This is a genomic window from Pseudomonas sp. PGPR40 (assembly GCF_022014505.1).
Classification (GTDB): Bacteria; Pseudomonadota; Gammaproteobacteria; order Pseudomonadales; family Pseudomonadaceae; genus Aquipseudomonas.
Genome location: NZ_JAKLSP010000027.1, coordinates 42,226 through 57,824, shown reverse-complemented (window position 1 = coordinate 57,824; position 15,599 = coordinate 42,226). Strand labels below are relative to the sequence as shown.

The 15,599-nt window shown below is 58.9% G+C and carries 11 protein-coding genes and 1 pseudogene; 7 read left to right on the top strand and 5 right to left on the bottom strand.

Annotated elements, in window-relative coordinates:
• From MEB48_RS21880 to MEB48_RS21865, 4 genes are all read right to left on the bottom strand, one after another.
• Entirely contained in the window at positions 1–1,122 is a 1,122-nt protein-coding gene (locus tag MEB48_RS21880) for a Re/Si-specific NAD(P)(+) transhydrogenase subunit alpha (RefSeq protein ID WP_237885983.1), read from the bottom strand.
• Between the two features lie 69 nt (positions 1,123–1,191).
• Complete coding sequence (locus tag MEB48_RS21875) at positions 1,192–2,304, bottom strand: GlxA family transcriptional regulator (RefSeq protein ID WP_442969116.1); 1,113 nt, start codon at positions 2,302–2,304, stop codon at positions 1,192–1,194.
• Positions 2,305–2,412: 108 nt separating this feature from the next.
• On the bottom strand, positions 2,413–3,813 hold the full coding sequence (gene gabP / locus MEB48_RS21870) for a GABA permease (protein ID WP_095053893.1): 1,401 nt from the start codon (positions 3,811–3,813) through the stop codon (positions 2,413–2,415).
• Between the two features lie 912 nt (positions 3,814–4,725).
• Complete coding sequence (locus MEB48_RS21865; RefSeq protein ID WP_269137579.1) at positions 4,726–5,253, bottom strand: helix-turn-helix domain-containing protein; 528 nt, start codon at positions 5,251–5,253, stop codon at positions 4,726–4,728.
• A gap of 59 nt (positions 5,254–5,312) precedes the next feature.
• Between MEB48_RS21865 and MEB48_RS21860 the strand changes: the two genes are divergently transcribed.
• From MEB48_RS21860 to MEB48_RS21850, 3 genes and pseudogenes are all read left to right on the top strand, one after another.
• The gene (locus tag MEB48_RS21860) at positions 5,313–6,206 is read left to right on the top strand and encodes a DMT family transporter (RefSeq protein ID WP_237886018.1); all 894 of its coding nucleotides are present in this window, start codon (positions 5,313–5,315) and stop codon (positions 6,204–6,206) included.
• A gap of 22 nt (positions 6,207–6,228) precedes the next feature.
• Positions 6,229–7,743 (top strand): annotated as a pseudogene (locus tag MEB48_RS21855) (transketolase-like TK C-terminal-containing protein); the annotation flags it as partial.
• A gap of 31 nt (positions 7,744–7,774) precedes the next feature.
• Positions 7,775–7,912: a hypothetical protein gene (locus MEB48_RS21850; RefSeq protein ID WP_176466912.1), complete on the top strand. Its 138-nt coding sequence runs from the start codon at positions 7,775–7,777 to the stop codon at positions 7,910–7,912.
• A gap of 40 nt (positions 7,913–7,952) precedes the next feature.
• Here MEB48_RS21850 and MEB48_RS21845 read toward each other — a convergent pair whose 3' ends face one another.
• Entirely contained in the window at positions 7,953–8,867 is a 915-nt protein-coding gene (locus tag MEB48_RS21845) for a LysR family transcriptional regulator (protein WP_007896187.1), read from the bottom strand.
• Positions 8,868–9,135: 268 nt separating this feature from the next.
• On the opposite strand from MEB48_RS21845, the gene MEB48_RS21840 reads away from it, so the two are divergent.
• From MEB48_RS21840 to pgm, 4 genes are all read left to right on the top strand, one after another.
• Positions 9,136–10,158: a zinc-dependent alcohol dehydrogenase family protein gene (locus MEB48_RS21840; protein WP_237885980.1), complete on the top strand. Its 1,023-nt coding sequence runs from the start codon at positions 9,136–9,138 to the stop codon at positions 10,156–10,158.
• 561 nt (positions 10,159–10,719) lie between these two features.
• On the top strand, positions 10,720–12,210 hold the full coding sequence (locus MEB48_RS21835; protein WP_237885979.1) for a hypothetical protein: 1,491 nt from the start codon (positions 10,720–10,722) through the stop codon (positions 12,208–12,210).
• Positions 12,211–12,277: 67 nt separating this feature from the next.
• The gene (locus tag MEB48_RS21830) at positions 12,278–13,678 is read left to right on the top strand and encodes an aminotransferase-like domain-containing protein (RefSeq protein ID WP_237885978.1); all 1,401 of its coding nucleotides are present in this window, start codon (positions 12,278–12,280) and stop codon (positions 13,676–13,678) included.
• Between the two features lie 111 nt (positions 13,679–13,789).
• Positions 13,790–15,436, top strand: a complete 1,647-nt coding sequence (gene pgm / locus MEB48_RS21825; protein WP_237885977.1) for a phosphoglucomutase (alpha-D-glucose-1,6-bisphosphate-dependent) — start codon at positions 13,790–13,792, stop codon at positions 15,434–15,436.
• Positions 15,437–15,599 lie beyond the last annotated feature (163 nt).

The window sequence follows — 15,599 nt, the reverse complement described above, 5'->3', positions numbered from 1 at the left end:
TTAGGCGTTTTGGCGGATGACTTGGCCGTCGCGGCACATCAGGCACGCGGCGACGATGTCGTCTTCGAGGTTGATCTCAAACTGGCCTTCTTTGGTGAACACCAGTTTCAGGAAGTCCAGCAGGTTGCGCGCGTACAGCGCCGAAGCATCGGCCACGACCGCGCCGGCCAGATTGGTCGGGCCGCAAATGGTCACGCCATTCTCGACGACCACCTGATCGGCCACTGTCAGCGGGCAGTTGCCGCCCTGGGCGGCCGCGAGGTCGATGACCACCGAGCCGGGTTTCATCTGCGCCACGGTTTCTGCGCTCAACAGCGTCGGCGCCTTGCGGCCCGGGATCAGCGCGGTGGTGATGACGATGTCAGCCTGCTTGGCGCGTTCATGCACAGCCAAGGCCTGACGCTGCATCCAGCTGGCCGGCATGGGGCGGGCATAACCGCCGGCACCGACGGCGCATTCGCGCTCTTCATCGGTTTCGTACGGCACATCGACAAATTTCGCACCCAGGGATTCGATCTGTTCCTTCACCGCAGGACGCACGTCGGACGCTTCGATGACTGCGCCCAGACGTTTCGCCGTGGCAATCGCCTGCAAACCGGCTACGCCAGCGCCGAGAATCAGCACACGCGCCGCTTTCACGGTGCCCGCCGCCGTCATCAGCATCGGCATGAAGCGTGGATAGTGGTGAGCGGCCAGCAACACGGCTTTATAGCCGGCGATGTTCGCCTGGGAGGACAGCACATCCAGGCTCTGGGCACGGGAGGTGCGCGGCGCGGCCTCCAGTGCAAACGCGGTAATGCCGCACTCGGCCAGTTTGGCGATGGTTTCATTACTGAACGGATTGAGCATGCCCACCACAACGGTGCCGCGCTTGATCAGTGTCAGCTCGCTGTCGCTGGGAGCGACCACCTTGAGAATCAGCTCGGCGCCAAACGCATCGTTGGCGCTGCCAATGGTTGCGCCTGCCGCTGCATAAGCACTGTCGACAACGCTGGCATTGATGCCGGCGCCGCTTTGCACAGTGACTTTATGACCCTGGCCGATCAGCTTTTTGATGGTTTCCGGGGTTGCAGCAACCCGTGTTTCACCCGTCTGGGTTTCGAGAGGAACACCAATGTGCACGTCAAATCTCCTGTGTGATCTTTAATGAGTAAACCCAGGCACTTCGGAAGGTGCGGCTGGGGTGGCCGATCAGCAAGATTCCGCCAAATCGGAACGATCAATCATCCGGACACTGGCAAAAGTCGATTCGTTTCGTGCTTGATCGAACGACGTCAGCGGTTTAGTCGATGACATCTGCGTAATCGCAAGCGTTGCGGGTTTGCGACTCATTTCAGAGCTGGAACGCTCGTCGCTCGGTGGAACACCAAAGTACTCGCGATAACATTTGGAAAAGTGTGGTGTGGACACGAAACCGCATACATACGCCAACTCTATGATCGGCAATGACGTCTGCTTAAGCAGTTGTCGCGCTCGAATAAGGCGCAATCTCAGGTAGTAGCGTGACGGTGTACAGTGGAGGTATTTTTGAAATAGCCGCTCCAGCTGTCGACGTGACAGATCAACGTATTCTGCAAGGTTATCCAGATCGATCGGTTCCTCGAGATTGGCTTCCATCAACGCGACAATCTCCTGCAGCTTTGGCTGATGAGTTCCCAACACATGCTTGAGCGGAACGCGCTGATGGTCCTGTTCATTGCGTATGCGCTCGTAAACAAACATCTCAGAGATGGCTGCGGACAGTTCGCGACCATGATCGCGACCAATCAGGTGCAACATCATGTCCATCGGTGCCGTTCCCCCGGAGCTTGTGAATCGGTTTCGGTCGAGGGTGAAGAGACTTGCGCTGATGCTGACTCGCGGGAAAGCTTCCTGCATGGCGGCCAGAAATTCCCAATGCACGCTGCACTCGTAGCCGTCGAGCAGCCCGGCTTTGGCAAGCGCCCAACTACCGGTGCACACACCTCCCAATCGTCTGGATTGACGCGCCAAGGCTTGCAGCCAACTAATGTGCTCGCGAGTAATTGCGTTCTGGATTCCAATACCACCGCACACGATTACAGTGTCCGCCACTAATGGGTTGTTCCATGAAGCATCGGGGGTGATCGGCACGCCGTCACTGGCCAAGACAGGCTCTCCACCGAGGCTGAACGTATGCCAGCGATATAGCTCTCGCCCCGACAGCTGATTGGCCATGCGCAGTGGCTCTATTGCGGACGCCAGGGAAATAAGTGTGAATTTATCCAACAGCAGAAAACCGACGGATTGAGTCGTACCGTCGGACACGGTGGAGTTCGATGACATCGTGGTCATGTCCTCACAAAGAGCTATTACGGCCTGAGACACAGGTGCTTGTAATACCCCCCAGCCTTGGCGTGGGGAGTATCAGGTTCGGCGCAATATCTCCTTGGTTTATCCCACTGACGTCACCCTCGCAGCCTGCGCAGGGTGACGCGATGTCACAAGGCCAATAAAGGAAATCGCCAGCGCCAGTCCAATGGTTGTGCTCACTTCGGTACGGTGCTCCGGGGTGATCATCATGACCGCCAGCGCTGCGCAAATGAACACGATCACCAGCCACGTCAGCCATGGAAACAGCCACATGCGAAAGGTCAGCTCGACGTTTTGCCGACGCAACATTCGGCGCATCCGCAGCTGCGACACTGCAATGGCCAGGTACACCAGCAAGGCAATCGCGCCGGAGCTGGCCAGCAGGAACTCAAACAGACCGGCGGGCATGAAGTAGCTCCATACGGTGATCGCCGCGCCCAGCACGGTGCTGGCGATGACGGCTGCCCGCGGCACGCCTTCGGAGGAGGTCGCCTTCAGCGTCTTCGGCGCATCGCCACGACGGCCCAGCGAGTACAGCATGCGCGAGGCAATGTAGATCGAGGAGTTCATGCAACTGGCCACGGCGATCAGCACCACCACGTCCACCATGAACTTGGCGTGGGGAATGTTCATGATTTCCAGTGCCCGCTGGTAAGAGCCTACCTGGGCCAGCAGCGGATCGTTCCAGGGCACCACGGAGATGACCACAAAAATCGACAACAGGTAGAACACGCCGATGCGCCAAATCACCGAACGCGTGGCCTTGGCAATGTTCTGCGACGGATTATTGGATTCAGCGGCGGCGATGGTCACTGCCTCGGTCCCGATGAAACTGAACATGATGGTGATGAAGGCGCCCACCACCGCCGACAGGCCGTTGGGGGCGAACCCGCCATGTTCGGCCATCAGACCGCTCAAGCCGCTGACCTCCCGTTCGGGCACCCAGCCCATCAACACGGCAAAACCCACCCCGATGAAACCGATGATCGCCACCACCTTGGCCATGGCAAACCAGAATTCGAATTCGCCGTACTTGGAGACGCTGAACAGATTGGTGATCACCAAGGCAATGATCGACCCCAGGGCGAACAGCCAGGCATCGATCTGGGGAAACCACTGGTTCAACACATGACCGGCGGCAAGCGCCTCGATAGGAATCACCAGCACCCAGAACCACCAATAGAGCCAACCGATGGTGAAGCCTGCCCAACGGCCTATTGCCTGGTCGGCATAGGTGGAGAACGAACCAGTGTCCGGATTGGCTACCGCCATTTCACCGAGCATGCGCATGACCAGAACGACGAGCAGGCCCGAGAATAGATAGGCCAGAAGGACGGCTGGGCCAGCAGCTGCAATGGCATGTCCTGAGCCAACGAATAAACCGGCGCCGATAATACCGGCGATGGATAGCATTGTTACGTGACGAGGCTTGAAGCCCTGCGCCAATTGGCCACTCGAATCCTTGGAGCTCGGGCTAATCATTGTTTTTTTTCTCTGCTGATCGATATTTAAGCGGATTGACAGGGGCAACAGATCATCATTGTTGCCTGCAGGGCTTCCTGAAAGAGGGACTCTTCAAACGCTGCAGTTCCTATCAAACCCATCATCGCGATGTGGCTATTTCGATGAAAAGGAGCGCCACCTTACCCGGCTTGCCCGACAATTCAGTTATCTGATCACGCCACCTCGATGTCTGATATCGACATATGGAAACATTGTGGTCACGGTGGAAACCATCTAGTCACCAAGTGGCCAAAGGCAATTATCTCGGTTCGTTGAGAGTTTCTTTTGATTCGGCAGCGAATGGGAATAGCTTAAGGATTTTAAGCATACGAGAGCCCTGGGGAGGCCCCCGCCACGTGACTATGGGAGGTGAAATTGGATATTGATCAGCGAGACGAGAAATTCGAAATGCTCCGCTCGATTAACGTCTGAGGGACACCCTTACTGGACGCAACGCGTGCGTCCGTCTACTAATGTCATCGTCCATTGTGTCGCTCGAAAACCGACCTGTGCGTGTCGGTGACAAACAAGTTGTCGGTTCCTGCCGAACCTGGCCATCCCAGCCTTTCTCCTTCCTGATCAGCAGCACCTACCGAGAGTCGCAGGAGCCCAGAGTTTGACGCTCGCGTTCAGGGTACACCTGAGATCGAAAACATTTGGACAGGACTCTAGGAAAGTGGTTTGCGCGATAAAAAACTGAAGATACCCCCCACTTTTACCCCCAAGTCGCTCGTGATACACGAGCGAACGAAAATGGCGAGTGCTGGCAGAATTCCATTAGGGTTCTAATGTTTACTGTTAACTCCTGGAGTCAGGGGCATCGTGAGTCGCTGTCAGGGCGTCCAGAAAATTCAGGGCGATTCAACATTTGGCGTGTCCATGGCACCTACCTCAGGAATGCTCTATCACCATCACCGCCGTAGTGTCCGCCTCGAGTGCTTCGAACACGTGAGGCACATTCGCCAGGTAGCTGATGTAGTCGCCAGCGTTCAGCAACACAGGTCCGCTCGCCGGGCCAATATGGGCGCTGCCGCTGCACAACACCACGTGCTCTACGGTTCCCGGTGGGTGAGGCTGAGACAGCCGAACTTCGCCGGGCTGCACCTTAAGCCGGTAGATGTCGCGCTGTACTCCCGCCTGGCAATCGGCAAGCAGTGTCGCTGCGTAATTGGCAGTCTCGGCATAGGTGGTCATGCCCTCGTTGGCGCGAATCACCCGCAACGGCTGTTGGGGTTGCTCGAAGAACCGGGTGACTTGCAAACCCATTGCCATCGCCAGCGACCATAAGGTTTCGATGCTGGGGTTACCGATTCCCGACTCTAATTGAGACAAGGTCGACTTCGCCACCCCGGCGCGCTTCGCCAACTCGGTCAAGGAAAGCCCAGCGGCCAAGCGTTCGCGTTTGATTGAAAGCGCCAGCCCCCCCGCGAACGGCGGCTTAGGTTACGGCAATGTCGACGGCAAGGAAGCAGTGAGTGATGAAGTCGCAAACCCGTGGGACGCTCGAAATGATTTCGGCCATGGTCATCTCCGGCACGGTGGGCTGGTTCGTCATCATGTCGGGGCAGAGCCCGGAGGCCGTGGTGTTCTGGCGTTGCTTGTTCGGCGCCATGGCGATGCTGGTCACATGCCTGGTGCTTGGGGTGCTGCGCCGCTCCCTGATCACCGCCCGGCAGTTCATGCTGGTGTGCCTGGGCGGGGTGGCGCTGATCCTCAACTGGGTGCTGCTGTTCAGTGCCTACAAACATTCCTCTATCGCCATTGCCACGGTGGTCTACCACGTTCAGCCGTTCATGCTGGTCGGTCTGGGTGTGCTGTTTTTCGCTGAACGCCTCAGCGCCGCCAAGGTTGGCTGGCTGCTGTTGGCCTTCGCCGGGCTGATGCTGATCGTGTCCGCCAAGGGCGGTGGGCAGGCCACCGGCGCCGACTACTTGCTCGGCGTCTGCCTGGCCCTGGCTTCGGCCTTTTTCTACGCCGTGGCGGCGGCGATCACCAAGCGCCTCAAGGACCTGCCCGCGCACCTGATCGTGCTGATCCAGATGGTGGTAGGCGTGCTGGTCCTGGCCCCGTTCGTGGATTTCAGCAGGGTCGATATGGTCGAGGGCGCCTGGACATACCTGATCATTATCGGCGTGGTCCATACCGGGCTCATGTCGACCCTGCTGTACAGCGCCATCCAGAAAATCCCCACGGTGCTGGTCGGCGCACTGTCGTTCATCTATCCGATCGTCGCCATCCTGGTCGACTGGGTTGCCTTCGCCCATCCGCTCAGCGCCCTGCAAGTGCTTGGCGCGAGCGCGATCCTGCTGGCGGCGGCGGGCATGAATTTTGGTTGGTCGCTGGGCCGTGCCCCGCGTCAGGAAGTGACCTAGGGCCGGGCGCGACACCACACTGGCCTGCAAGGGGCGCCCGACGGTGATCCTGGCCAAGACCGAAAAGGGCCATGGCATGGGACGCTGGGGGCAAGGCAAGATGATCGCGCACCAGCAGAAACAGCTCGACGCTGAGGCACTGTTGGCGTTCCGCGACCGCTTCGCGCTGCCCCTGAGCGACGAGGATGTTCATGCTGCTCGGTTGTTCAAGCCTGAAGCCGACAGCCCTGTGATGCGCTACCTGCACAGCCGTCGTCAGGCCCTCCACGGTTATCTGCCGAGCCGCAGCAGCGTTGCGGTGCCTTTGGAAACGCCGGCGGCCAGTGCATTCGCAGGCTTTGCGTCGGCGGGGGAAAGCAAACCGATGTCCACCACCCTGGCGTTCGTGCGCATGTTGGGCACATTGCTCAAGACCCCGGTGTTAGGCGAGCGCATCGTACCGATTGTGGCCGACGAGGCGCGCACGTTCGGCATGGCCAATCTCTTCCACAAGTACGGTATCTATTCGCCCCAGGGCCAACTTTATACACCCGAGGATAAGGATTCTATCGTGTCGTACCGCGAGGCTCGCGATGGTCAGATCCTTGAGGAAGGCATCACCGAGGCTGGGGCGATGTCTTCATGGATCGCAGCAGGTACCGCCTACAGCACCCACGGCATGGCGATGCTGCCGGTGTACATTTTCAATTCTATGTTCGGCTTCCAGCGTGTTGCCGATTTGATCTGGGCCGCGGCTGACCAGCGCACCCGCGGCTTTCTGATCGGGGCGACGTCAGGGCGCACGACCCTGGCCGGGGAGGGGCTGCAGCATCAAGACGGTTCAAGCCATGTTGTCGCGGCGACCGTGCCCAACTGCCGAGCCTACGACCCGGCGTTTGCCGGTGAATTGGCAGTGATTGTGGACCATGGGCTCAAGTGCATGCTGACCGCCCAGGAGGACGTCTTTTACTACCTCACCGTGACCAATGAAAATTACCTGCAACGGTCGCTGCCGGACGGTGCCGAGGCGGATGTGATCAAGGGCATGTACCTGCTCGACACACTAGACGCCGGGTCGGACGCGCCGTTGGTGCGCCTGATTGGAAGCGGCGCGATCCTCAATGAAGTGCTGGCGGCGGCGAACCGGCTACGCGAGCAATGGGGCGTGACGGTGCAGGTCTGGAGTGTCACCAGTTTCAGCGAGCTTGAACGCGATGCCAGGTCTGCCCGACACGCGCGTCTGGCGGGTGCGCAGACGACACTGGGACATGTCGAGCAATGCCTGGGCGGGTCCGCGCCGGTCGTGGCGGCGACGGACTATGTCAGGGCCTATGCGCAACTCATCGCTCCCTATGTCAGTGCGCCGTTCAAGGTGCTGGGCACGGATGGCTTCGGCTGTTCAGACACCCGGCGCGCCCTGCGGCGTTACTTCGAGGTGGACAGCCAGGCGATCTGCCTGACGGCTCTGCAGGCACTGGTGGAGCAAGGACGCCTGGCCGCAAACACGGTCGCCGAAGCCCGTCGTGTCATGGACGGTACGGATAATCGCCATGCTTGACCGCCGTGGATAGCCAGGATTGACCTGGGTGGTGTTCCAACTCAGCTACCTGTGGCTGTGGCTGGTGTGGCAGGTGCTGTCATATGACTTTGAGGGTTGGCGTACCTTGCTGGTCGCCACCCATCTGGCTCAGCAGCAGTGCCTGCAGCTCTTTTGCGGGCCGTTGTGAGTGCCCGGTCATCCAGCGTTTAAGTGTGCGACGGCTTGAATCAAAGACTCTCAGGGTCGCCAAAAAACATCTGAATCCGCGACCTTAACCACCGCTCACCCGGATCATTATCCTGCGACCCACGCCAGGCCATGTGCAATTCAAAACTGCGCACCGGCAACGGCGGATCTTCAGCGCGCACACCACCCGCCGCGGTCAATGCTTCAGCTGTGTAATCAGGCACGGTCGCGACAATATCGGTGCCACTGATCAGCGTGCTGAGCCCATTGAACTGTGGCACCGCCAGCACCACATGCCGTTTGCGCCCGAGTTTCTCCAGTTCTTCATCTATAAAGCCGCTCAGGTCGCCCGCGAATGAAACCAGCGCGTGGGGGCGGGCGCAGAAATCATCCAGGCTCAATGGCCCCGGCACCGTGTCGGCTCGCAACAGTTTCGGCATGCTGCGGCGCAGCACTTTGCGCTTGGCGTTGGCCGGCAGGTCGGCTGTGTAGCTGACGCCGATGGAAATTTCGCCCGACGCCAGCAGGCTCGGCATCAGGATGTAGTTGGCTCGACGCACCACCAGCACGATCCCCGGCGACTCCGCGCGCAGACGCTTGAGCAGCATTGGCAGCAACGCGAACTCGACATCGTCCGACAGGCCGATACGGAACACCGCGGTGCTGGTCGCCGGATCAAATTCCGCCGCGCGACTGACCGCCGTGGAAATCGAATCCAGGGCTGGCGAAAGCAGGGCGAAGATTTCCACCGCCCGGGCGGAAGGCTCCATGCTGCGGCCGGTGCGTACGAACAGCGGGTCATCGAACAGCCCGCGCAGGCGTGAGAGCGCCGCACTGATGGCCGGCTGGCCGAGGAACAATTTTTCCGCAGCACGGGTCACGCTGCGCTCGTGCATCAGTGTTTCGAAAACGATCAACAGGTTCAGGTCGACACGACGCAGGTCATTACGATTCATCTGGAGTCCTGGCAGATTCAGCAAACTTGACGTGAGCGGTCATATGAGAACAATGGCCGGCATGAATCTTACGGGCAAAGGCTGGTACTCTGCACAGGGTAATTCAGATTTTTCTGAAAGGCTGCTTCGGTTTTTACGGCATTGGATGATGTCGCCGTCGCTGCGGAATCAATGACAGGCATGTCGACTATTAATAGCCACTGATGGTCTTGGGTAGAAAGCCCAGATAGAGTTCAGGGCATTAGAGGTTACTTTGACGAGGTTTGCGATGTCCCGCACGATCCGTTTTCACAAGTTTGGTCCAGCCGAGGTGCTCAAATGCGAAGAGCATGCGGCTGCTCTGCCTGCGCCGGGCGAAGTGCAGATACGCGTCGAAGCGATAGGCATCAGCTGGTACGACATTCTCTGGCGCCAGAACCTGGCCTCGTCCCATGCTCGCCTGCCTTCAGGCCTGGGTCATGAAATGGCCGGCGTGGTCACGATGGTCGGCGAGGGCGTCGATGACCTGGCCGTCGGTGACAAGGTCGCCAGCTTTCCGGCCGAGAGTCCCAACGACTACCCTGTTTATGGCGAACAGATCGTTCTGCCACGCTCGGCGCTGACCCGCTACCCGGACGTGCTCAGCCCGATCGAAGCCAGCGTGCATTACACGCCGCTGTTGATCGCCTATTTTGCCTACGCCGATCTGGCGCGAGTCAAACCCGGGCAATTTGCGCTGGTGACCGATGCCAGTCACTGTGCCGGACCGTCGTTCGTGCAACTGGGTAAAGCCCTCGGTGTGCGAGTGATCGCTGCGACCAAAACCGCGGATGAGCGTGAGTACCTGCTGTCCCTCGGCGCCGAGAAGGTCATCGTTACCGAGGAAGAGGATCTGCTCATGCGGATCAACAAAATTACCAACAATCGCGGTGTGGATGTGGTATTCGATGGCCTTGGCGGGCCGCAGATGTCGCTGCTCGGCGATGTTCTGGCGCCTCGTGGCAGCCTGGTGCTCTATGGCCTGCAAGGGGGTAACCAGACGCCATTCCCCGCCTGTGCGGCGTTCCAGAAGAACATTCAGTTCTTCGTGCACTGCATCGGCAACTTCACCGGCAAGCCGGAGTTGGGCATCATCCAGGATCAGGCTGCACTGCAACGTGCCCTGCGCGACATCAACCAGTTGACCGCGGACCGTGTGTTGCTGCCGCTCAAGACCCGGGTGTTCCCGTTTTCCGAATTTGTCGAAGCCCACCGCTATATGGACGAATGCCCATGTCGCGAGCGGGTTGCCCTACAGGTCGAACCTGCCTGAGCCTTCCTCTGCAAGAGTCCGTGTGAGCACGGGCTCTTCTGCTGGCAGTCACTCCTATGAGACGTTCCATCGATCAGTCGGTGGGCCGGTTCAGCAACTGAACTGGTTTTTGCTCTCAATCTGTATCTTCTAATCATTATTTAAGCCCTGATAATTGAATGATTAATTTCATCTCAAGGAAAGAGCCATGGCCGAGTATCAGGCTGGAACTCCTCAATGCGTGCCGGCAATATATGCTCAACAAATAATGCGGCGACGCTCAGTTGTCATGCCTTTATTGGCAACTTCTTTCTTTATTTCTTGTATTAAGTGTCTGTGGGACGCTGTCGGAAATTTCCTAGGACGGCGCGCAGAAACGCAAGGCGCCCACTCTGCCTGGCGTTTCGGCGATCTTGACCTTCTTGGGTACTCGTGGCATTCAATCATTTCAAATAATTACACACTTCTTAAGTGCTAGCATTTGAATAACAACTCGGCACTCCATTGATGACAAGCAACCTGTCGCGCAATACATCTGATTGTTGGCGTGGCATTGAACTTATGAGTCACAGGTAAATAACGATGACCGCTACCCATGATCAGGCAATGAACTATGTTTATCAGCAAATGCTGCAGCGTTTGCTGGGTTTTTTCTCTCGCGCCGAGCGCACGGCATTGCAACTGCTGATTCAACGGTTGGTGATGTCCGCCGGGGGCATGGAGCGTATTGGCGATTACAAGGTGCTGGCGATCCAGTCCGGGTCCCGCGACAGCTGCTACACGCTGGCGCTGCTGCGCGCCGCGCAACTGAGTATCGCCAGCCGGGCACCCGCGACGTTTCAGCTGCGAGTGGCGACCTTGCGCTTGAACGGTACGGCTTCGACGGTCCTGGAAAACATCCATCGCAGCTGCAGTGCATTGTTTCTCTACGACGATCCCCGGGTCGAAGTGTTGATGGTCGACAATCGTGAAGTCCTGCCGTTCAACCATCTGGCATCGATCTCCGAAGCCGGTCGCGAGTCGAACCGGCTCAACTTGCTGATGGTCGGACACCGCCGCGCCTGGGATGGGCCGCTTGATCTGTGGGACGACGGGTATCTGGCGACCGGCGAGTTTTACGGACAAATCGCCCGCTGGGACAAGGGGGTCGATGCGTTGATCAGTAGCGATACGCCCCGTCGGCAGAAGCAGTTTATCGAGGGTTTGAACCGTGCAGCGGCCAAGGCCGGGCTCAAGGCACCGGACCGTCATGAAACGGGCTACGAGGGCCTGTTCGCGCGGCTCGATGAATTGGGCAGCGATTGCTACCGCGAGTTTTATCCTGAGTCTGCCCAGGCGGCGTGGCGTCCCGCCGATCGTTTTGAAGCGTGTCGCCGCACGACCTTTATCGATATTCACGACATGCTGGTCAGCAATCTGGAAGAGCGCTGGCCGCTGCTCACCGATTTCCTCGGGTTTCAACCTGACGAGTTGTCGGCTCAGCTCAGTGATAACGACTACGTCAGCCTGACGATATCCGCGCACATTCGTGGCTTGCAAGCGTGCTTTATAGACGGTCGTACCTACGAGACAGGCATCAGCGAGTACTTGCAGCGGGCGCTGGTGATGATGCGTCGCAAACAGCTTCCAGAACGCTTTTGCGAACGGGCAATGGAGACCTTCGGCAACCCGATGACAAGGGTCGACCAGCGCGCATTGGTGGCGGTCGAAACACAACAGAACCTCGGTTTGAGCGAGGCTCAACTGGTGTGTCTACTGTTTGCCCCTTTTGTCGATAACGGCGCGGCACTCGAGCTTTTTCTTCGTCAGTGCCATCCCGGCATGCTCGTGGCGTTGCCGGACTTGCACCGGGCGATGCAGGGCGGCCCTGCACCCGAGCAGGTTTTGCAGTGGATGGTCGACGTCAGCGGGTTGTCCGTGAGTCTGATCGGTACGCTTTACCGCATGGCCCCGGTGGTTCGGGATGAGGGCAGGGCGGGCGGCACGGGAAGCGGCGAGATGGATGTGCAAGCAGAAGTCGTGGAGCCAGACAATGAAACGTCCGTGGCTGGCGAATGGTCGACAGGGCGGTGAAAGTGCCAGGTTTGACGGATTCAGCGAGGAGGCGCCACGACGTTCGTAGCCTGTTCGGCCATTCCCCATGAAAGGACCACGAGATACCGATTTTGCGTACCAGGCGGTGTACCGTTACCTGACTAACCTGATCAATGAGCCGGGCAGTGACGCGCAAGTGCGCCTGCCTTCATTGCGACAGTTGGCGCACCGCCTGAATGTGTCGATCTCGACCATTCAGTACGCCTATTCGCTATTGGAGAAGGAGGGGCGCGTCTATTCGGTGGCCAAATCCGGCTACTACGCGCTACCCGTGTCCTCAATCGGCATACCCGGCAGCGGCAAGGATCTGCTCGAAACGGTTTATGTCAACGCCAGACGTCCCGGCATGCTGGTGCTGAGTGCCGATGAGCCGGCGTTATTACAACCTCTGGATAGCCCGTTGCTGTTGCTGGAGAGAGAACTGCTGCGCCAATATCCGCGTCAGCCACAGCCTTCTTCACAACCCTGCGGCGAGCTGGAGCTGCGCACCGCCCTGGCGGCGCGCTATACCACTTCGCCGACACGTTGCTGGCATGCCGATGATGTCTATATTGGCGCCGACTTGCGTGGCGTACTGGAAATATTGATTGCGGTCCTTGGCCTCAAAGACGCTGTGGTGGTGGTCGAATCGCCATGCGACTGGGTGATTCTGCGCCTGCTCCAGGACGCTGACGTGCAGGTGGTCGAGCTGCCGTTACAAGCCAATGGCGGTCTGGATCTTGAGCGGTTGACGGAATTGCTCGAGACCGGGCAAGTGCGCCTGGTGGTGCTTTCATCGGGGTTGAACATGCCTCGGGGCAGTGTGGCGCCTGACAGCAACAGGCAATCCACCGCACAGCTGCTGGCACGACATGGCAGTTGGGTACTGGAAAACGATTGTTACGGCGAACTGGAATTCGAGCCGAATGGCCTGCGGTTTCGCGATCTGCTGGACCCGGATCGGCTGATCGTGTTTTCCACATTCGAGAAAATCATCGGATCGGAGGCGCCCTTCGGCTATCTGCTGTCGCGACAACTGCGTGCCGAACTGCAACGGCACTTTCTGCTACGCGCTTTCCGTTTGTCGCTGATTCGTCAGAAAGCCATTGCACGGCTGTACAGCAATGGACGCATCGATCAACACCTGCTGGTGTTGCGTCGACTGCTCAAGGAACGCATGGTGCAGATGACTCAATTGCTTGAAGAGCGCCTGCCCGATGCACTGCACTTCGTTGAGCCTCAGGGGGGAGCGACGATCTGGATCCGCTCATTGCGCCAGGTCGATGTGCATCGAGTGTTCGAGCGTTTACTCAAGCAGCATGTGGTGATCGCGCCGGGGGAGCTGTTCAGTCTGCGGGGCTTGCACGAGCAGCATTTGCGCCTGAGTCACACCTTCGGTGGTCATCACGACCTCGCCGAGGCACTGGGATTGTTGGGGGATGCCTTGCGCCTGGAATCGATCGACTGATCCGACGCGCCAAACACCCTCGATACCTGACAATTGATAACGTCGCGCGATGGTCCAACTGTCAGTAAACTGCGTCCTATTTCCCGAACCACTCTATCCCAGAGGTTTTGCATGACACTCAGTCCTTTTGCGGGCAAACCGGCACCGGCAGAACTGTTGGTCGACATCCCGCGACTGGTAACGGCCTATTACACCGGCCAGCCCGATGCAGCCATTTCTACCCAGCGCGTCGCCTTCGGCACGTCCGGACACCGAGGTAGCTCGTTCGACCTGAGTTTCAACGAATGGCACGTTTTGGCCATCAGCCAGGCGATCTGCCTGTACCGCGAAGCCCAGGGCATCGACGGTCCGTTGTTCGTCGGGATCGACACCCATGCGCTGTCCACGCCGGCCAGTGCCAGCGCCCTGGAAGTCCTGGCGGCGAACGGTGTGACGGTGATGATTGCCGAAGGCGACGAGTACACGCCGACGCCGGCCATTTCCCATGCGATTCTCTGCTACAACCGTGGGCGCACCTCGGGTCTGGCGGACGGCATCGTCATCACGCCGTCCCATAACCCGCCACAAAGCGGTGGCTACAAATACAACCCTACCAATGGTGGTCCGGCCGATACCCACATCACCAAGTGGATCGAAGCCAAGGCCAACGAATTGCTGGCGGCCAAACTCGCCGGCGTCAAACGCATCAGCTACGAGCAGGCGCTGAAGGCCAGCACCACCCATCGTCACGATTACCTCAACACCTATGTCGCCGACCTGATCAACGTGATCGACTTCGACGCCATCCGCGATGCGAAGCTGCGTCTGGGTGTCGATCCGCTGGGCGGAGCAGGGGTGCGCTACTGGTCGGCAATTGCCGAGCACTACCGCCTGGACCTGGAGGTGGTGAATAAAGAAGTGGATGCGACGTTCCGTTTCATGACCGTCGACTGGGACGGGCAGATCCGCATGGACCCATCGTCCAGCCACGCCATGCAAGGCCTGATCGGTCTGAAAGAGCGTTTCGACGTGGCCTTTGCCTGTGACCCGGATCACGACCGCCATGGCATCGTGACCCCGTCCGGTGGTTTGCTGGCACCCAACAACTACCTCGCGGTGTCGATCGATTACCTGTTCCAGAACCGTCCGCAGTGGCGCGCCGATGCGGCCGTGGGCAAAACCGTGGTCAGCAGTGGCTTGATCGATCGTGTTGCCAAGCGTCTGGGCCGTCGTTTGTATGAAGTGCCGGTTGGCTTCAAATGGTTTGCCGATGGTCTGTTCGACGGATCCCTCGGTTTTGGCGGCGAAGAAAGTGCTGGCGCGTCGTTCCTGCGCAAGGATGGCAGTGTCTGGTGCACCGACAAGGACGGCTTGATCCCGGCATTGCTGGCCGCCGAAATGACCGCTCGCACGGGCCGTGATCCAAGCCAGGCCTACCGCGCATTGACCGATGAGCTGGGCGAACCGTTCTCGGTACGGGTCGATGCCAAGGCGAACCCTGAGCAGAAAGCGCTGCTGAGTAAATTGTCACCGGACCAGGTCACCTCGACTCAACTGGCGGGCGAAGCAATCCAGAGCATCCTCAGCCACGCACCGGGTAACGACCAGGCCATCGGCGGTCTGAAAGTCATGACCGAAAACGGTTGGTTCGCGGCGCGTCCGTCGGGCACTGAAGATATCTACAAGATCTATGCGGAAAGCTTTGTCAGCGACGATCACCTTAAGCAGCTAGTGGCGGAAGCTCAGACCTTGGTGGATGGCGCGATTTCTGCGAAGTGATTGAGGGCCCCTTCGCGGGCAAGCCTTAATGCCAGTCAGTTAAGCGCCCCCCCTGTAGGAGCGAGCTTGCTCGCGAAAGCGGTATATCAGGCGACATCAATGTTGACTGTACTGCCGTCTTCGCGAGCAAGCTCGCTCCTACAGGGTTCCGTGGCTTAACTGA